The sequence below is a fragment of the Anabaena sp. EIM26 genome (assembly GCF_057568715.1).
Genome location: NZ_CM172472.1, coordinates 1,619,823 through 1,638,512, shown reverse-complemented (window position 1 = coordinate 1,638,512; position 18,690 = coordinate 1,619,823). Strand labels below are relative to the sequence as shown.

Below are 18,690 nucleotides of genomic sequence, written 5' to 3'. Positions count from 1 at the left end.
CCTGATCTTGTATCTTAATAAGAAATATTATCCTATAACATCCGTACTAACCTATTGTTAGTATTCTTACTCAAGATATTCTAATTAAAATTTTTAAATGCTTCTATCACTATTTCTAAGCTTTCATCACACTCAGAACATATGTATTCAAAGTGCTTATAAAAGCTTCCAAAATTTGCCAATGAAGCTTTCCTAATATTTTCAGCTTCTTGACCAGATGTATGCCCTTTAAGTTTGCTACGTAAATCATGTATTTTGTGAAATGAACTCGTTATTTGTCGAGCATGATCCTCATCAAAATTAACACCAATAAGACACTCCTCAATAAGTTTCAATGATCGAAATTTAGCTTCTGGATTTCTTCCTAAGTTTTTTGCCTTATTCCTCAACCATTTCTCCTCAAAACCTTCAACTAAAAGCTGATCAAGGTTCAATATTTCTTCAGCCCATTCATCTTTCGAGGCTGTATAAGGGTAATGTACTTTGTTGGGAGCATTCCGATCTCTTAATTTCCACCACTGTACATTCAAGCGATCAAGTTCATTGAGTTTATGTTTTAAGCTAGGTAGAGGGTCATATTTTTGATAGAATTGCCCTTCAAAATCTCTCTTGATTGCTCGCTCTGAGAGAAGTGATTTAGGTTTTTCATTGTATTGTTTCCAATGTAACTGTTCTTCATATGGAAGCTGACTAAGATAAATTAAATAAGTATGTACCTGTCCCGCTTCATTAATATCAAAGGTTTTTAGATACCATGCACCTCTACAACTAACAGAATTGCTTTCTAATTGGTATTTCTCTCGATCACTTTTATATTTAGATAATACTTCTGGTCTAAAAAATGCAGGTGTTATCTCAAATGGAACATCTGACTCTGTAAAATAATTCGCTAAACATGATGGATTGCAAGATATCTCCTTTATGACATTGTTTTTCCAATCATGTGCAATATATGTTGCGTATTGTTTTTCACTGTCAGCGACAGGTTCTCCCCAAAACTGCCTAATTATCTCCTCTTGAGGTATTCTAATATCAGCGACCTGAATTCCTCTTGAGTAACTGCCATAGCCAGGATAAACTACAAGCCTGCTAAAAATAGCATCGGATTTTTGCAATAATGATTCATTGTTACCATTCCATCCCGAAAATGTCTTACTTTTATAGCGAGTAAAATCGAACATACGGAGAAGTTTTTTACCTAATAAACTAGCATAATATCCTAGTGCCTTTTTTTGCATAGAAATCAGGATGCCTGTTTCATTTCTAGTTATTTTAACAATATCTTCAATATCTCCAAACCTATCTAACTTGCACCAGGAATTTCTTTCCAACATAAAGTGAATATCTAGAATGTGAGTAATTTTTTGCTCTATTTCATAGTATTTATGTTTTGACTTATCACCATCAAATGAACGTTCAAATATAATTTGCTCACCTTTGTTTAATAATTCACTGCCTGTATTTGACAATGGGGATTCAATCCAAATTTCATCTGATGAGCATACGGAACTCCATAATGAATTAGGAAAGTATTGCCACTTTAATAAATCTTGAATGCTAGAATCGTCCAAGACAACTTCTGGTATAAGAACTGAATTAATAAAAACATAAGGTAATGAAGCATATAAGATAATATGTTCATCCAGGATTTCATGTTCTAAAAAAGGGAAAACGTCTTGCTGTTGAACCCAGCAATTAAACTCATCAGAATCTTCTGGTTCATTTGCCAGAGACAACACTAACTTTGGATTAAAAATATTCATTGCTTATACAATCTATCCCTAATTTATAGCTTTTGATTTCCCAAAAATATCGTTACCAAGTTTAACCCAATAACGATGTTTAACGAAAATGATTTTACCATTGCGCTACAGGTTCTTTCGCTAAAAACTTCTCCAACTCAGTCAAAGCATCAGCATCAAAAAAGTATTCAGCAGTTTGGGAAATCTCCTCAAACTGCCAAAAAATATATTACCCTAACCTTCCTCATTCCCCAATCTTTGTAACAATTCCTCACGGGATAAATTACCCAAAGAAAGAAGTAACTGAGTGCGTTCAGAAATAGGAATATTAGCAATCTTTTCCACCAAACCAGATAACTCAGCATCTAAACTACCAAAACGCCCTTCCAGAAGAGAAGTTATCAAAGAAAGTTGTCCTTCCTGTTTTCCTTCTTGCTTCCAGTCTTCTATTTGTTGTAAATAAGCCGGTGATAAGTTCATAATTACTTCCTCTTCATCCCTACTTAAATTATCTCTCAATTCTAAATTCTTGCGCCAGTCCGCTAAAATTTCTAACAAATTCTCTCGAAAAGGGTTATTTTCTGGTAACTCAGTTAACTCCTCTACTGCTCTTTTCTGCGTCCCTCCTTTCCCTAAAACTCGCAACCATAAGGTATCCTCATTTTCTGGTAATTGATGAATCACAACTATTGCTGTTTTCAGGATATTTGGTAGAAAATAAACACCTTGAACCCAATCTTCTGCAATTTCAGTTGCACCTAAACCTGCAATCATCCGAGATGAAAAAGTTGGTGTTAAAATCCATAAAAGGGGTAATTCTGATTCAACAATATTTTTGTTCTCGCGTTTTGTTTTCCTAACTACATCACCATGAACAGCATATAATTTAAGTAAACAACTACGAATTTCGATTTCTGATGGTGGGTTGCGAAAAGGCTCAATTAAACATTGAGTTTTTGCCATCTTCCCTAATAAACCTAAAGGTAAATTTTCCTGATTTGGAGAAGGAGAAGGTTCAAACCAAACATCAATTTCTTGAACTTCACTTTTTACCTTTTCGCTTTTTTTAATAGTTCCTAGAGGCGTTAATAATTCCTCTAAATATTCTTTTGCAAATTGGTCATGAGATTGACGAGTCATTACTTCTCATCTTCTAATTGATTTGGTTATTCAGTATCTAATATGAAAAATCTAGCAAAAACAATCTCTATCAGAAATGAGGCATATTTTTTAAATCATTGTAAAATATTGCCTCTTTTCCCTGTTACCCGTTCCTTTTTACAGACTGTTAATTTAGTATAACCAGTACGGTAGAGCCATTAATTTTTATTTTCCCAGACTTAAATTACAAACTCGTTGTAACATTTTTTGGCTGGCAACATTATCAACATCAACCCGAAAATATTGAGGCCAATTGTCTATCAAAGAAGTGTAGGTTTTCCAGGATGGATTAGCGGTCAAGTTTCCAGAGTTACAAGATTTGGTGTATGCATTCCTTTTTTTACCATTAATACTGTATTCAAATACAACAACTTTTATTTTGGGAAACTTGTCATTATTGTTATAAAATCCATCTTGATTGTTGAGAGTATCGTCAACCAGTATATTATCAAACTTAACACTTCTTTCGTTGAGCTTGAGTATTTCACCGCTATGAACTTTACCAAAATCTATCCACTGTTCTTTGTCTGTTTGAGCAATGACGGGTGTTGAAAATATAGACAGAGCCGAAATAGTGATTACTGCCGCGTATTTTGTTAATTGCATGATTCTATTGTTACAGATATTTTGCTTGAAATTACCCAGTTTCAAATATATATCAGGTAAATATTTTTTGCAAACTGGTCATTAGATTGACAAGCTACTGAAGTAAAAAATATTTTTATATTATTTAGTAATTACGCATTGACAAAATCTATCAAATCTAGATTATGAATTTTATCTCTTGTAGGGTGCGTCAGACCCGATAATTGAGCATCTAACAGATTTTCTCTATCTGATGCACCGCACTAATATGCTATTGCCAAAGCCTGAAACTAGGCAATTTTGTTCATACATATCATCTGAAGTTTGTACAGTGCGTAAGTCCTATGATTTTATATTTGAAATCCCCGGCTTCTTGAAGAAATCGGGGATTGTGTTGTTCAGTGTTTAAACTTGCGCTACAGGTTCTTTTGCTAAAAACTTCTCCAACTCAGTCAATGCATCAGCATCAACCTTAGTTTGCATTGGACAGAATTTAGGCCCACACATTGAACAGAACTCAGCAGTTTTATAGATATCTGCTGGTAAAGTTTCGTCGTGATATTCCTTCGCTCTTTCTGGGTCTAAAGATAACTCAAATTGACGATTCCAATCGAAATTATATCGAGCTTTTGAAAGTTCATCATCTCTATCTCTAGCACCAGGGCGATGTCTAGCAATATCTGCTGCATGAGCAGCAATTTTATAAGCAATTAACCCATTTCGCACGTCTTCAGCATCAGGTAAACCTAAATGTTCTTTAGGTGTCACATAACACAACATTGCTGTCCCATACCAGCCCGCCATTGCTGCGCCAATCGCTGAGGTAATATGGTCGTAACCAGGAGCAATATCTGTTACTAAAGGGCCGAGAACATAGAATGGTGCTTCTGAACACTCTTCCATTTGCTTGCGGACGTTGAACTCAATTTGATCCATTGGTACGTGGCCGGGGCCTTCCACCATGACTTGGACATCATGTTCCCAAGCTTTGCGGGTGAGATTTCCCAGGGTTTTCAGTTCTGCTAACTGGGCTTCATCGGAGGCATCATGGGTACATCCTGGACGCAGGGAGTCACCTAAACTGAAAGAAACATCATATCTTTTGAAAATCTCAATGATATCGTTGAAATGGGTATAGAGGGGGTTTTGTTTGTGGTGATGCAACATCCACCGCGCTAAAATTCCCCCACCGCGAGAGACGATACCTGTAATCCGGTTTCTGACTAAAGGTAAATGTTCTATCAAAATTCCTGCATGGATGGTTTGATAGTCTACCCCTTGCTGGGCGTGTTTTTCGATGATGTGGAGAAAGTCGTCAGCGGTGAGATTTTCAATTGTGCCGTGAACGCTTTCTAAAGCTTGGTAAACTGGAACTGTGCCAATGGGAACAGGTGAAGCGTTGATAATTGCGGTGCGAATTTCATCTAAATTACCGCCACCTGTGGACAAGTCCATGACGGTATCTGCACCATATTTTACTGCTAAGTTTAGTTTATCTACTTCTTCTTGCAAGTTGGAAGAGTTGGGAGACGCGCCGATATTGGCATTTACTTTACATTTAGAAGCGATACCGATCGCCATCGGTTCTAAGTTAGTGTGATTAATATTCGCAGGGATAATCATCCTTCCCCGTGCCACTTCTGCGCGGATAAGTTCAGCAGGAAGATTTTCCCGCTTGGCTACGTATTGCATTTCTTCAGTGATCACACCCTGACGGGCATAATGCATTTGCGATACGTTAGCTTGTCCACGTCGCTTGGCTACCCATTCTGTACGCATTATGAAATTCCTCAAATAAACAGCTTCCCTCCGCTGGTATTACCCAGACTCAGGTGTTAAGGGTTTGATCTCAGCTTGTTTTTCCAAGCACCCCTAGCATGGTGTAGATTGTAGCATTTTGGTTTTGGATGGGGGGAGGAGTGTTATAAATCGTGAAGATGGGGATAGTGGGTAAGTTAGCAACTACTACGCTATTGCTAGTCCTTTGGCAAAATTAGATGGTTCGCAATAGTTTCTAATTAAGGATTTGGCATTTTCTCGTTTTTCACCTGTGAATAAGTTAAATATTACTTCTTCATTTTGTGAGTAAAGATGTAATAAGCCAAAGTCTTTTGTACAGCGATATCGCTCTTTACGAATTACGAATTATTTAAATGCTTCTTGAAGTTGCTCTAGTGTCAGAGATGTAACTAAACTCAATGGTAGCGGTTGTTGACTAATAGTATTAACGTAATCTGCACTCAAATAAGGCAGGTAACTTTGCTGTTCAGCGACATAGGTTTGCAAGAAAGGAACACTTAAGGCTTTGACATAGCTACGTGCCAATGCGGGATATGAACCAATTACCTCTGTAGGAACAGGCACAACTGTATTCGGTGATTCTGCAATAGTAGAAAAGTGTGTGCCACCATTGATCAGCACTAAATACTTGTTTGGTGTTGTTAACCAGGTAAATGGTATAATTTGCTCTGGCAAAGCTGGAGCAATGGTATCTGCACTGCCAGATATAATCATCACTGGAATTTTAATTTGGCTGAGACTAGCTGACCCCATAATACTGCTATTAATAGGGTCAATGGCAATTACTGCTTTAACTCGTGGGTCGAATAAATTATATTCGGTATTTGGTAGATTTATAGCCAAACATTGAAGTAAAAGGGAAAGATTTAGTGTATTTTTGATATCTGGACAATCTTTTTTTAATTGCTCAAAATTAATCTTTGCCCCTGCTAATGCTAACGCTGTATAGCCACCAAAAGATTGTCCAATAACTCCTATTTTTTGTAGATTTAAACGCCCTTGAAATTCTGGATTATTTTGAGATAACCGAGTTAGTTCGTCTAATAAATACTTCACATCTAATGGTCTGTCAATAAACTCTCTGGGGCTAGTTACTGTCTGTGATTTTCCCGCTAATAGAGCTTGTAATTGTTCTGCATTACTACCAGGATGTTCTGGAACAGCAACTACAAAGCCTGATTGAGCAAGATGTTCCGCCAGGTAAGCAAAACTGTTCCTGTCAGAACCTAGTCCGTGGGAGATGACAATAATTGAACGCGGATTCGAGACATCGGGTAAATAAATATCGGCAGGGAAAGTGCGGTTTCGAGATTGGTCATTAAGCGTGATAATTTGCTTTTTCCAAGTGAAATTTACTGATTTTTTGATATCTGCTGAAAGTCCAGAAGTCAGATTAGGTGTGGTTGCTTTGAGTTGGGATTTTTCATTAATTAGTGCTACTGCATTTTGGGTTTTATTTACTAAATCCTGTAATGTAGCTGCAATTTCTAAGCTCCGGTCTAAATTAATTGAGATTGATCTTGCAGGAAATTTGCGTAATATATTTAAAAGCGTCAAATTATTTGGTTCTGCGGCTGCTAAAATGAGTGCTGCTCGAATTGCGTAGAATCCCGATAAACGAGATTCTGTTTGAATAACTTCTCCCAATCTTTCTAATAATCTCTCACCAATTGACGTATAAAGAAATTGCGAAATATTTACTATATTCAAGGGGATAGAAGTTACTAAAACTTTTCGCAGTTGAGTTAGTTGTGTTTGGTTGGCATACTTCGCATATACAGCTAAATTATCATCTATTTTGCCAGTTTTGGCATATTTTTCCAGTGAATCAATCGGTATAGATTCTTCTAAAATGCCGGCAGAAAGGGTTAGTCGTTCTGCACCGAAAACAGGATAAGCAGTTAGTGTAGGTAATAAACCTATACCAAAAACCCCACAAGCTAATTGAGTCCAAACAATCCGTTTAGTTATGAGATAAGTCATTCAACTCCACCTTAACCGGATACTGTCGAGCCACTTTTTTGAAATCTTTCCCACGCCTGTTTAAGATGAGTTGGTGCGGGATTACTAGCATCATAGACCACAATCACATTTGTTAGCTTCCTCCCCGCAGGAACTAAAATTTTACTATTTGCAGCTAAAGCTCTTGATGCTCCCCCATCTAAATTCATCGCTTCATAGCAGCCTATAGCTTTCATTGCTTGGGCTTCTTGCTGCAAAGTGAGATTAATTTCAAAATTCACTAAAAACAGGCTTTTACCATCTTTAGAAAATCCAACTGCTGTTCTTGCACCATTACCCAAAACATGGGGATCTTTAAAACCTTCAATCGCTGGGTTCAGCCAAATTTGACCCTTTCGCAACAGTCTAGGGCCACAGGTGATAGAAAACCAATGTTGATTCCATTCTGGTTTTCCGTCAACTCGTGCTGTCACCATTTCGGGTTTATTCCCCACACCCAAACCCAAGGTAGTACCAAAGTTTTCCCACTGACTGTATTTGAGAAATTTGCCTCCTGCCACCATATTACCCATAACTGTTTTTTGGGCATTTTTGGCAAAAAATGTACCATTAGCAACGACAGTTGCACGAGAACGGGCAACCATGTTGTTAAATTCTTCATCACCGCTGGCTTTCTGCATGGTGTTAGCCAAAGTTGCATTATTTGCCAAACCAATGGTCATGAAAGTGTTGGGGTCAGTGAGGTCTACAATAGTTTGATAGAAAGGAATTCCGTTGACTTTGCTTTTCTTTACTTGTACAGTTTGGGCTGTGGTAGGTAATGCCAGTGTGAGTCCTTGAGCTAAAGTAGCACCCCCCAGAAATAAAAAAGACCTGCGACCCATTTTAGAAATTGGCATAATTCGTAATTCGTAATTCGTAATTTGTAATTTGTAGTTGATGATGGCAGATTAGGTTTTGACCAATGACCAATGACTAATGACTTTAAGTATATTATTTTTCATAAACCCTATGGAGTTCTCAGCCAATTTACCCAGGAATCTCCCCAACACATTACTCTGAAAGACTATATTGATGTTCCTGATGTTTATGCTGTGGGACGTTTAGATTGGGATAGTGAAGGTTTATTATTGTTAACCAATGATGGACAATTACAGCATCGTCTCTCTAACCCGCAGTTTGGACATAAACGTACTTACTGGGTACAAGTAGAACGCATTCCTGATGCTGAGGCTATCAATAAGTTATGCACAGGGGTAGAGATTCAAAATTATCGGACTCGACCTGCCCAAGTTAAGCTATTTTTAGAAGCACCTGCGGTCAATGAGCGCAACCCCCCGATTAGATTTAGAAAAAATATTCCTACGGCTTGGCTAGAGATGACTCTCACGGAAGGGAAAAACCGTCAGGTGCGACGTATGACTGCTGCGGTAGGGTTTCCTACTTTACGATTGATCAGGGTGAGTATTGCCCAGCTACAATTAAATAGTCTACAACTAGGTGAATGGCGCGACCTCACACCCTCAGAAATACAAGACCTGAAAAAATTTCGGTTTTAACACTTTGCAAAGCTACGATGGTAATCCAGAATTATTCCTGAGAATATCTGTTGGCTATTACAATTGATACTGCCACTAATATTCCCTGGTGAATCCACAGTTTTCAGGGTCAGCTAATTGTCAATTGTGGCACTTTGGATATTAGTGGCTAAAAGCATCTTAGAAGGAAAATCAAGGAATTTCCAATATGCTGATTTGCCCTCACTGCGAATTTGAAAACCCTAATGACAATAAGTTCTGTCAAAAATGTGGCACGTCTTTAATTCATAGGACTTGTCATAAATGTAGCGCAGATGTGCTTTTAGATATGCAATACTGCCAAAACTGTGGTGCTGAATGCGGCACAATTTGGTGGGCAATTATTACCCAAGAAACACCTGTTGCTGTTTCAGAAGTTGAAGATGGGAAATTAATACAACATCAGGGAAGTACAAGCTCTCAGCCACAATTTGCGGTAGGCTCGTTTTTAGACAGGGGGCAACGTTATCAATTATTGGAACCGTTACCAAGTCCAGAGGTTTTTGCTGCCAATACTGAGGTTAAAGTCAGGGTTTTAGATTGCCAACCCTATCAAATCTCACCTATTGAGGCAGTGTTAGATAATGAACCACAGGGGTTGATTGTACCTTCGGTGAGTGTCATTGGCATTCCTCCTTTGGCTCAAGCTTATGTGACATTACAACCGGATCGTCCACCGGGAATACCACTGATTCACGATGCTTGGCAGCAAGATAATATCCAGGTTGTTTTGATTGAAGACCGTTCCCATTGGCAGTTGCTACTAGATGCTTGGCAAGATCAGGAAACCCATCCATTACAGATTTTACACTGGTGTTATCAGATGATTCAACTGTGGGGGATACTGGAACGGGTGAATTGTCGCCAAAGTTTGTTGGAGTTATCGAATCTGCGACTGGATGAAGATCAAACGCTGGGACTACAACGGTTGTATCTGGAAACACCTGGGGATAATTTGTCACCAGATGAGGAAGAGCCTTTAACTATCAAGGCTTTAGGACGGGTTTGGCACACTATATGTAGGGAGTCCCAACGCACACAGTTGGGTTCGGCTATGCAAATCTTGGAGGATTTGGAAGTCGGTAAGATTGAAACTTTGGATGAATTGCGATCGCGTTTACAAGACATAGCTACAGAACTAGAACCACCATCCCAAGCTGATTTTAGTTCGACCGCAACAAATAATACTACTTCGCCAACTATGTTGCAAGATAATTATCGGGAGGATATTGATAAAAACGAAGACGCACCAACCATGATCCTGTCCATGCAGTTAAAGAGTGTAGAAAATACAGGACGCACTGATGTAGGTCGTCAACGCAATCACAACGAAGACTATTTTGGCATTGAAAGCAGCCAGCAAAAACTGGAATTACCCAGAAGTCGCATCTTGCAAGCACGAGGCATATATATTCTATGTGATGGCATGGGGGGACACGCTAGTGGTGAAGTGGCTAGTGAGTTGGCAGTCAAAACTGTACGACAATATCTCCGCCAAAATTGGGTTTCTGAGGAACTACCAACGCTAGAAACTATCCAAGCAGCGGTTTTTTTGGCTAATCAGACGATTTATAATCTCAATCAACAAGATGCCCGTTCTGGTGTTGGACGCATGGGTACTACCTTGGTTATGTTGTTAATGCAAAACACTAAGTTAGCAGTTGCTCATGTGGGAGATAGTCGGCTCTATCGTGTCACTCGTAAGCGCGGACTAGAACAACTTACTGTAGATCACGAAGTTGGTCAACGGGAAATTGCCAAAGGTGTGGAATCTGCCATTGCTTATGCCCGTCCAGATGCCTACCAACTCACCCAAGCTTTGGGACCACGAGATACAAATTTTCTCCATCCTCATGTAGATTTTTTCGAGATTCGTGAAGATACGCTGCTACTGTTGGCTTCGGACGGTTTATCAGATAATGATTTATTAGAAAGTCATTGGCAAACTCACCTGGAACCGCTACTTAGTTCTGGCGTTAATCTGGAATTAGGTCTAAACGACTTAATTGATTTAGCCAACGAACACAATGGTCATGACAACATTACAGGTATACTTATTCGGGTAAAAGTATGCCCTAATCAGCAAAGTTTTCCATAAATTAACTCGTTAGCAATCTCTGTTCCATAACCATCGTGAATTTTCCATTTAAGAAAATTTGTGATTGTGAATTTCTTAACTTTTAGGTTGTACTGTGGTTACTCTGACCCTATTAGACACGCAAAATAAAACTCCACTCAAGCAGTGGTGCTTTGAGGGTTCCACCGTGATTCGCATTGGTCGAGCGGTGGATAATCACGTAGTTTTAAATGATAGCTTGGTTTCACGGTATCATCTCGAACTTAAGCAATTTAGTTCTGGTAGTAAGGGTGATGCTTGGCAGGTAATTAGTCAAGGCACAAATGGCACTTTTCTTAATGGTACTTTGGTAAATAAAAGTACGCTGCCAGATGATTCTTTTCTGGAATTAGCACAGGGAGGGCCTCTACTCAAATTCCAACTTCAAGATACACCAGAACCAACTGCTGCACCTTGGCAGCCAATGCACAAGGAAATTCAAAACCCTGGTGCTGCTTGTACCCATGAAGGTAACTCTCCAGCTAATTTATTTTGTGTTCACTGCGGCCAACCGCTCTCAGTTAAACAGCAAATTCGCCATTATCAGGTTTTAAGAACTCTAGGACAAGGAGGTATGGGTACTACTTACTTGGCTTGGGATGCCACAGGTTTAAGCACGGGTGTACCGCAACTGTTGGTATTAAAGGAAATGAATGCTGATATGGCTAGAATTGCCAAAGCTCAGGAATTATTTGCACGGGAAGCTAATGCGCTAAAATGTCTTAATTATCCGGGAATTCCTAAGTATTACGATTTTTTTGTGGAAAATGGTAAAAAATACTTGGCTATGGAATTAATTCATGGACAAGATTTAGAAAAACGTATATATAATAACGGGCCTGTTACGCCTAATCAAGCGATCGCTTGGATGGTGCAAACTTGTGATATTTTAGAGTATCTGCATGGACAAGAACCGCCATTAATTCACCGTGATATTAAACCTGCTAACTTGATGGTGCGGAGTGCAAATAATCGTGTGGTAGTGTTAGATTTTGGTGCTGTCAAGGAAACCGGCACCGCACCAGGGACAAGAATTGGTGCAGAAGGCTATTGCGCTCCTGAACAAGAACGAGGACAACCTCTGACACAATCAGACTTATATGCTATTGGCCCAACAATGATTTTTTTACTCACCGGGGAAAATCCTTTGAAGTTTTACCGTCAAAGGGGAAGGGCGTTTGGCTTTGATGTCCGAAGTGTTCCTACCATCACGCCCCAACTCAGGGAAGTGATTGAGCGGGTTACGGAAAGTCTACCACGCGATCGCTATCAAAGTGCCAAAGAACTGGCTAAGGCATTAATCTCAGCCACCAGCTAGAAAAATCCGGTTAGCAGTTAAGTTCAATTCTGGGAAAGCAGGTGTATGTTGATTCTTTTTCCCAAAGCAGTTCATTGACTGAGTTTCTGGGGTCTATCAACAAAACATCTGGGGAATAAGCTGATTCGCTTGTCGGTGGTTTAACTAATGCCTGTTTGGGGATAAAGTAGGGAAGATTGAGTCTATCAAACTCCACTGTTAGTTTTCTAGACAAAAACCCAGTACTTCTTTCCTGTTTCCCCAATGGTGGATTCATCTTGAAAATTTCCCCATCATGCAGTTCATAAAACCTACCTTCTGGTTTCCATTGAATAAAATTCTCAAAGGTTACTAGCTTGGTTTTTGGTAAGGCTTGAATCATGATTTACTGCCTTAGTCAAGATGCCTATATTGATGACTTACTAGTTGCAAATATCCCAATTTACTATAATGCCATATCATTACTGTTTTAAATACTTTAGATATAGCTGTTATAGTTTTTAGATATTTAGCGATTTAGTCGTCGTCCCAATTTTCTACCGCTAGTAGGTCAGCAATTGGATCTTGCACACTAAAGCCAAAGTCTTCGAGTTCCTGTTTCCAATGCTGCCAGTCATTGCCATATAGTAAGGCAATTTTCCAGATGCTATCGGTGGGCTTGATAATATTCGATTCTACGAGTGATTGCACGTTACGCTGCAATTTCACCATAGGGTGAATTACTTGCTGAGTCATAACCTCGATGTATTACTGATTTTATTTGGATGAATGCCTAAATTAAAACTACTTTCCGGTTGGCAAATGTTACTGGTGCGTAGGGCGCTTTATATTTGGCAAAGTAAGTCTTAACTTCTTTAGTATACCATAACAAAATCTAGTCAATTACTAGTAAATTCGGTTTTGTACGGTAATCACGACCACAGAACACCAGTTGTACTGAACAGCCATGCCTACGGTTTACCCCTCCAGGGAAGCAAGCATTCGACTAAGCTTACGCAGAAGTCTAAGCGCCATGAGAGAGTGCAGCTATCACCATAGCCAATTTCAGAATTTACTAGTCCTGAGAATTGCCATGATAGCGCAGTCTCAGAGAAATGGGAAGATTTTATTTTGGTAGTAAAACCCATAAGTTATGGGCTACTTCGCAGTTTTTGACAGATGATAATATTTGCAAGTATTGAATTTGAGATGAATTTCAACACTATCTACACGATAGCAAACTTCTGGGGATTTCCCTGTGGTTATTAATTCTTTATATCTTTAACTGCACCTTTAGCTATGGATGATAGTTTTCCTGCGGTTGTGGGTAATCTGAGAGTTAGGAGAGAAAGATTGCGGTTAGTTAAGTATTTGCCGCAGTAAATTTTAACGAATGGCAATTTCTAGCGACGACTACTTGATTAAGCGTGGTAAGCAGATTGAACGTAAGAAAAGAATTGTTACATATATTGGACTAGTTTCATTTTGTGGTTCAATGCTTTTTGGGGGTGTAACTACTATACAAAAGGCTTGGGAAAGTCCCCCAGCATCACCAGTACAATCGGTGGAGACTGAACTACAAAAACAAGTAAAAGGTTATGAGTTGGTTTTGCAGCGAGAACCCAATAATCAAATAGCGCTGGAGAAATTATCTATGATCCGGTTGCAGTCGGGGGATAAGCAAGGTGCGATCGCACTCATGGAGAAATTAGTTAAGCAGCATCCAGATAGGCAGGATTATAAAGTCGTTTTGGGGAATATGAAGAAAGAAGAGAGCAATAATCCCTAGAGTTGGCTGCTATATTCAGCAACTCAACTAACTATCTTTAAATCACTTTAATGCAGAAGTTAGTATAGCAGCCTTAATTATTCTCCATCAGTTATATTTATCTATATTTCAAAATTAGGTAATTGTTCGGCTTGGAATTTAGCGATCGCTTGTTGATTTTCTACTTCTAATACAATTCTGCTGTGCAGATGTGGTAATAGCATTTTCCACTGTTTTTCACTGATTTCTACCACTAGAGAAACCTGCATACTTTCAGTAATATCTATCTCATCTTCCATCATTAAATTCATAGCAATGCTCGATAAGATTAAATCAGCAGTTTCAGGATCGGTATTACTAACATATATTAGTAAGGTTGTTTGATGAGCATTAAAACCAGTAGCTATGGTTTTGATTACTTCCCCAAGTTGCAAATATAAATCATCTTCTGATTGATTCCAATCAGGAAATATGATGAGATTAATAGATCGCAGATTAAAAGGTTCAAGAGTTTGACTAATTAAAATATCGCTGACAATATCGGCCATTTTAGACCAAGAAAACTTTTGAGACCGTTTTAATCCTGCTTCAATTAAATAGCGTCTTAAACTAGGTTTCTGTACTTCACATAAAGCATTAGTCATACTCTCAATATTATTATCCTTAACATAAATTACTGCTTCTCCTCCAACTTCAGGTAAAGAAGCATTAGAAGTAGTAATTACAGGACAGCCACAGGCCATCGCTTCGACTACTGGCATTCCAAAACCTTCATATTGAGAAGGATAGACTAATGCTATTGCTCCAGCATAAGCTAGTCTTAATTCATCATCACTCAACTGCAATCCATGAAAAGTACATCCAGCAGTATACCGTCGCCATTCGGAAGATAATTGATTACCTGCACCAGTAGATACTATATCAAAACTGTGTTTATTACTAAGTTGGGAAAATGCTTTAAAAAATAAAATCGTGTTTTTATATCCCGCCAATCCACTTAATAAGAAATAGGGTTTATTGATGCCATATTTATATTTAAAAGCATTAATTTCACTGTTAGAAGCAGGGGAAAAATGAGGAGAAACTCCACAATGAGCAACGGTAATTGATTCTAATGGTATCTCTGGGAAAAATGTATTTAGGTCTTTGGCTGTATTTTCTGATATAGAAATAAAGGCAGATGCGTGTTTGATAGCGTGATGTTTTTCCAGCCACATTGGTTCATTTAAGTCGCCTCCTAAAACTTCTGGTATCATGTCATAAGCCATAAATACAGATGGTGTATCAATGGGAGTAGTGTAATAAGTGGAAATAAATAATTCTGCTGCTTCTTCATCGCAAATCTTCTGGAGCATCTGGTAATCGCTTTCAGTATTGTTATAGTTATAGGGAGATATATCCCGATAACGAATACCGTCAATTTTGGGAGCAGTGTTAGCCCTATCTAAAACTACGATATGATTAGCAAATTCAGTGTTTGACCATTGTTCTAAAAGAGATTTCCAAACTCTAGCAATTCCGGTTTTATAGAGTTGAAAAAATACGCCATCAATTAGGATAACAGGTGTTTTGATTTCAGGAATATTTGCTGGTTGATTTACATTTAATGAATTATTTATTGTTAGTATTTTACTAACAACTTGGTTGAAATCACGATACAAAAGAGATTCTTTTTGATATGGTATTAATTCACCTATTTTAAGGTTATCAAATAATTTTTCGGGTAGATTTTTGTTTGTAGTTAATAGATGTAAAGAAGCTCCATCACTATATAACTTTAAATTATATTTTTTCGCTAATATTTCTAAGGATTTTATTGTATAAATAGCAATATGCTGACCTTCATGAGGAGTATAATACCACCATTCATCAGGTTTAGGATTATTATCCGGTAATAATGATGTACTAAATAAAATATTAGGGGCTAATTCAAGCATTACCTCTAATTCTTGCAAGGGATCAGTAAAATGTTCAAATAACTCAAATGCGGTAACTAATAACAACTCAGATTTAATTGTCTCTGTTAATTCAAAACCTGTTGCGAAAAGATTTTGACAAAATTTATCTTGCCAATAAAAATTAAACCCCTGGTCTCTCATCAATCTTACAAAAAGACCATAACCACCGCCATAATCTAAAAATTTAGCGTCGTGATCGAAATAATTAAATAGCAACTTAGCTGTAATAGTTGCCATCATATTATTACGATACACTAAACCTACATCACTAGGGGCAATTGCTTCTGAATAAGCCTCATTTAACCAGTAAGGATGTTCTGTTTGCACAAAGCCACAGTGAGAACACTGAAAATAATCAGCATCGTATTTCTGAAGTATTTTTGCTGTAGAGAAGTAATGAGAATCTGAATCACAAATTTTACATTTTTCTGATTTTGTTTGATCGTAGGAGAACTTTGATAAATTAGTTGATATTGCTTCAATTTTTAGTTTAGGAAGAATTTGATTTTCAATTTTTTCACCATCTTGCACAAATTTAATAATTTGCCGGATTCTTTTTTCTATTGTATGATAATTTAAGATTTTTTCTCTAGCTTGTGTAGTTATTTTTTCTAAGTCAAATAAATTATTTAGATTTTGAACAAGATGTAGTAATTGTGGAAAATCGCCAATGTCATAGGGAATATAATCTTCATACTCAACAAATAAACTACTACATATAGGTTGAGATTGTAATCTATATTGCAATAGTGTTGTTCCACAAGACATTGCTTCAAAAACTCTTTGTGTATAACCTCCCATATTAGTAGGCAGGTTAATTATTGCATAAAAATTATTGTAGAGATTAACTAACACATCTGGTGAATTGTGAGTTTCAATCCATCCATTTACAAATACTACTGCCCTTGCTGCTAATAACTGCTGTAATAGTTCTCTTCTTTGGTCATATACACCAGGAATATTAAAATTTGTAATCTGTCCAAAGAAAAACATTTGTTTTTGACGCTGGTCAATAGGAGTTTTGATTTTAAAACTATCTTCATCAACACAAACTGGAGAGAAACAAATATTCTTTCTATTTTTAAAAAAAATCAAGTCTCTTTCATCACAGCAAATAAAATAATCAAAACATAAACTAGCACTTGCCGATTTCTCAATCGTATTAGGAAATTTAGCATTAATTATAGTTTCCCAGCAAAGACAAACAGTAGTCTGTTCTAAATTTTGCCAGAAATCTCGTTTTTGAGGTTGATCATGTAGAAAAGGTAAATAATGATCTCCTCCTATTAGTATTATGATATCACTTGTACTTTTTTTTAAGTTTTGAAATAAAACCTCATAGCTTGATTCATTTACAGAAAATACTTGACCTAATAATTTCATTTTTTCTAAAGTTTGCGACCATCCTTTACCAACATTCCAAGGAAAGGAAGAAGAGTCGAGATAAATTAAGTCTATTTTCATAAATTTTTCTCCTTATTGTGTAGCTATGAATTTGGCTTTATACAGTCTGTATAATCTGTGAGAGACTTTCACATATTTGTTGTTGTTCTTGTATCAGCATTTCTGGAAAAAGAGGTAAGATAAGAGAGCGATCTTGAGCATATTGACTAATATTTAAAGCTTTACATTCTGATTGAGGACAGTTACAAGAATTAGACTTTATACCACAATGCCAAGGTTGACTATGATATGATTCTTCTCTATGAACGCACATTATTCCTCTTCGTGTGGCAATTCCTTGATCTAATAATTTTTGCATTACCGCTGTTTGATTAATATAGTCAGCTAATTTAATACAATAACTTTGCCAATTAGTTTTTGCCCATAATGGTTCTGTTGGCACTTCTATTCCAGAAATATTAGATAATAACTCTTGATATTTTTCCGCTAGTTGTCGTCTTTGAGAGATTATTTCAGGTAATTTCTTCAATTGCTCTCGTCCGATAGCTGCTTGAATATCAGTCATTCTGTAGTTATAGCCTAAAACAGGATAGGTTTCAAAAATGATTTGTTTTGAACCATGACGCACGGTATCTGGTACACTCATACCATGTTGTCGCCATAATCTGAACTTTTTATCCCATTCAGGATTAGAAGTGGTTAGCATTCCACCGTCACCAGTGGTAATCACTTTACGAGGGTGAAAGGAAAAACAGGCAATATCTCCATGAGGTTTACCGATTTTTTCCCATTCTTCCTGCCATAATATCTCACTACCAATCGCACAAGCGGCATCTTCAATGACTGGTAAAGAATATTTTTTTGCAATAGCTAAAACTTCTTTTAAACCACAGGGCATTCCCATTTGATGCACTACTAAAATTGCTTTAGTGCGATCGCTGATTACAGGTTCAATTAATTCAGGATTAATATTATAGGTTTGTGGTTCAATATCCACAAATACGGGAATAGCACCACAGTAGCGAATGCTATTAGCTGTTGCAATGTAAGAATGGGATACTGTAATTACTTCATCACCGTGTTGAACACCTACGGCTAATAAAGCCAAATGTAAGGCCGTAGTGCAACTAGAAACAGCACAAGCATATTTTGCACTTACATAGTCGGCAAACTCTTCTTCAAAAGCCTTAACTTGTGGACCTTGTGTCACCCATCCTGATAAAATTGCTTGACTTGCTGCTTGGGCCTCTTCTTCACCTAGAAAAGGTTTAGCGATAGGAATAAAATAAGATTTTTCGTTCATAATAAATTATTTTGGATAGAAAATAAAGTTAAGATAAC

At 37.5% G+C, this 18,690-nt stretch carries 13 protein-coding genes, 1 pseudogene and 1 riboswitch; of the genes and pseudogenes, 4 read left to right on the top strand and 10 right to left on the bottom strand.

Features of this window, described 5'->3' with window-relative positions:
• Window positions 1-80: 80 nt before the first annotated feature.
• The 6 genes from AC012T_RS06990 to AC012T_RS06965 form a co-directional block, all read right to left on the bottom strand.
• Window positions 81-1,763: a hypothetical protein gene (locus AC012T_RS06990; protein WP_487064299.1), complete on the bottom strand. Its 1,683-nt coding sequence runs from the start codon at window positions 1,761-1,763 to the stop codon at window positions 81-83.
• Window positions 1,764-1,976: 213 nt separating this feature from the next.
• Window positions 1,977-2,882 carry a hypothetical protein gene (locus AC012T_RS06985; protein ID WP_487064297.1) on the bottom strand — a complete coding sequence of 302 codons (906 nt, stop codon included), beginning with the start codon at window positions 2,880-2,882 and terminating at the stop codon, window positions 1,977-1,979.
• Between the two features lie 186 nt (window positions 2,883-3,068).
• On the bottom strand, window positions 3,069-3,509 hold the full coding sequence (locus tag AC012T_RS06980) for a hypothetical protein (protein WP_487064295.1): 441 nt from the start codon (window positions 3,507-3,509) through the stop codon (window positions 3,069-3,071).
• Window positions 3,510-3,893: 384 nt separating this feature from the next.
• Entirely contained in the window at window positions 3,894-5,267 is a 1,374-nt protein-coding gene (gene thiC / locus AC012T_RS06975) for a phosphomethylpyrimidine synthase (protein WP_487064293.1), read from the bottom strand.
• An 8-nt stretch (window positions 5,268-5,275) separates the two neighbouring features.
• Window positions 5,276-5,372, bottom strand: a riboswitch (TPP riboswitch).
• 261 nt (window positions 5,373-5,633) lie between these two features.
• Window positions 5,634-7,271 carry an alpha/beta hydrolase gene (locus tag AC012T_RS06970; protein WP_487064291.1) on the bottom strand — a complete coding sequence of 546 codons (1,638 nt, stop codon included), beginning with the start codon at window positions 7,269-7,271 and terminating at the stop codon, window positions 5,634-5,636.
• 11 nt (window positions 7,272-7,282) lie between these two features.
• Window positions 7,283-8,149, bottom strand: a complete 867-nt coding sequence (locus AC012T_RS06965; protein ID WP_487064289.1) for a phosphodiester glycosidase family protein — start codon at window positions 8,147-8,149, stop codon at window positions 7,283-7,285.
• Between the two features lie 72 nt (window positions 8,150-8,221).
• On the opposite strand from AC012T_RS06965, the gene AC012T_RS06960 reads away from it, so the two are divergent.
• From AC012T_RS06960 to AC012T_RS06950, 3 genes are all read left to right on the top strand, one after another.
• A complete protein-coding gene (locus tag AC012T_RS06960) occupies window positions 8,222-8,809 on the top strand; it encodes an rRNA large subunit pseudouridine synthase E (RefSeq protein WP_487064287.1) in 588 nt (195 codons plus the stop codon).
• A gap of 187 nt (window positions 8,810-8,996) precedes the next feature.
• On the top strand, window positions 8,997-10,925 hold the full coding sequence (locus AC012T_RS06955) for a serine/threonine phosphatase (protein WP_487064285.1): 1,929 nt from the start codon (window positions 8,997-8,999) through the stop codon (window positions 10,923-10,925).
• 94 nt (window positions 10,926-11,019) lie between these two features.
• A complete protein-coding gene (locus AC012T_RS06950; protein ID WP_487064283.1) occupies window positions 11,020-12,261 on the top strand; it encodes a protein kinase domain-containing protein in 1,242 nt (413 codons plus the stop codon).
• A gap of 40 nt (window positions 12,262-12,301) precedes the next feature.
• On the opposite strand, the pseudogene AC012T_RS06945 reads toward AC012T_RS06950, so the two are convergent.
• Together AC012T_RS06945 and AC012T_RS06940 are read right to left on the bottom strand one after the other, a co-directional pair.
• A pseudogene (locus AC012T_RS06945) lies at window positions 12,302-12,622 on the bottom strand (Uma2 family endonuclease); the annotation flags it as partial.
• A gap of 134 nt (window positions 12,623-12,756) precedes the next feature.
• Entirely contained in the window at window positions 12,757-12,975 is a 219-nt protein-coding gene (locus AC012T_RS06940; protein ID WP_487064281.1) for a DUF4327 family protein, read from the bottom strand.
• Between the two features lie 637 nt (window positions 12,976-13,612).
• On the opposite strand from AC012T_RS06940, the gene AC012T_RS06935 reads away from it, so the two are divergent.
• On the top strand, window positions 13,613-14,008 hold the full coding sequence (locus tag AC012T_RS06935; protein WP_487064279.1) for a tetratricopeptide repeat protein: 396 nt from the start codon (window positions 13,613-13,615) through the stop codon (window positions 14,006-14,008).
• 101 nt (window positions 14,009-14,109) lie between these two features.
• On the opposite strand, the gene AC012T_RS06930 is transcribed toward AC012T_RS06935, so the two are convergent.
• Both AC012T_RS06930 and AC012T_RS06925 read right to left on the bottom strand, forming a co-directional pair.
• Window positions 14,110-17,409 (bottom strand): glycosyltransferase, encoded by a 3,300-nt coding sequence (locus AC012T_RS06930; RefSeq protein ID WP_487064277.1) that lies wholly within the window; start codon window positions 17,407-17,409, stop codon window positions 14,110-14,112.
• A gap of 37 nt (window positions 17,410-17,446) precedes the next feature.
• A complete protein-coding gene (locus AC012T_RS06925; protein WP_487064275.1) occupies window positions 17,447-18,652 on the bottom strand; it encodes a DegT/DnrJ/EryC1/StrS family aminotransferase in 1,206 nt (401 codons plus the stop codon).
• Window positions 18,653-18,690: the final 38 nt, after the last annotated feature.

What these genes read in the sequence shown, in the direction of transcription:
- AC012T_RS06965 (WP_487064289.1), bottom strand. Translation starts at nt 8,149, where the DNA reads ATGCCAATTTCTAAAATGGGTCGCAGGTCTTTTTTATTTCTGGGGGGT.
- AC012T_RS06990 (WP_487064299.1), bottom strand. Translation starts at nt 1,763, where the DNA reads ATGAATATTTTTAATCCAAAGTTAGTGTTGTCTCTGGCAAATGAACCA.
- AC012T_RS06970 (WP_487064291.1), bottom strand. Translation starts at nt 7,271, where the DNA reads ATGACTTATCTCATAACTAAACGGATTGTTTGGACTCAATTAGCTTGT.
- AC012T_RS06930 (WP_487064277.1), bottom strand. Translation starts at nt 17,409, where the DNA reads ATGAAAATAGACTTAATTTATCTCGACTCTTCTTCCTTTCCTTGGAAT.
- AC012T_RS06960 (WP_487064287.1), top strand. Translation starts at nt 8,222, where the DNA reads ATGACTAATGACTTTAAGTATATTATTTTTCATAAACCCTATGGAGTT.
- AC012T_RS06985 (WP_487064297.1), bottom strand. Translation starts at nt 2,882, where the DNA reads ATGACTCGTCAATCTCATGACCAATTTGCAAAAGAATATTTAGAGGAA.
- AC012T_RS06980 (WP_487064295.1), bottom strand. Translation starts at nt 3,509, where the DNA reads ATGCAATTAACAAAATACGCGGCAGTAATCACTATTTCGGCTCTGTCT.
- AC012T_RS06925 (WP_487064275.1), bottom strand. Translation starts at nt 18,652, where the DNA reads ATGAACGAAAAATCTTATTTTATTCCTATCGCTAAACCTTTTCTAGGT.
- AC012T_RS06940 (WP_487064281.1), bottom strand. Translation starts at nt 12,975, where the DNA reads ATGACTCAGCAAGTAATTCACCCTATGGTGAAATTGCAGCGTAACGTG.
- thiC (WP_487064293.1), bottom strand. Translation starts at nt 5,267, where the DNA reads ATGCGTACAGAATGGGTAGCCAAGCGACGTGGACAAGCTAACGTATCG.
- AC012T_RS06955 (WP_487064285.1), top strand. Translation starts at nt 8,997, where the DNA reads ATGCTGATTTGCCCTCACTGCGAATTTGAAAACCCTAATGACAATAAG.
- AC012T_RS06935 (WP_487064279.1), top strand. Translation starts at nt 13,613, where the DNA reads ATGGCAATTTCTAGCGACGACTACTTGATTAAGCGTGGTAAGCAGATT.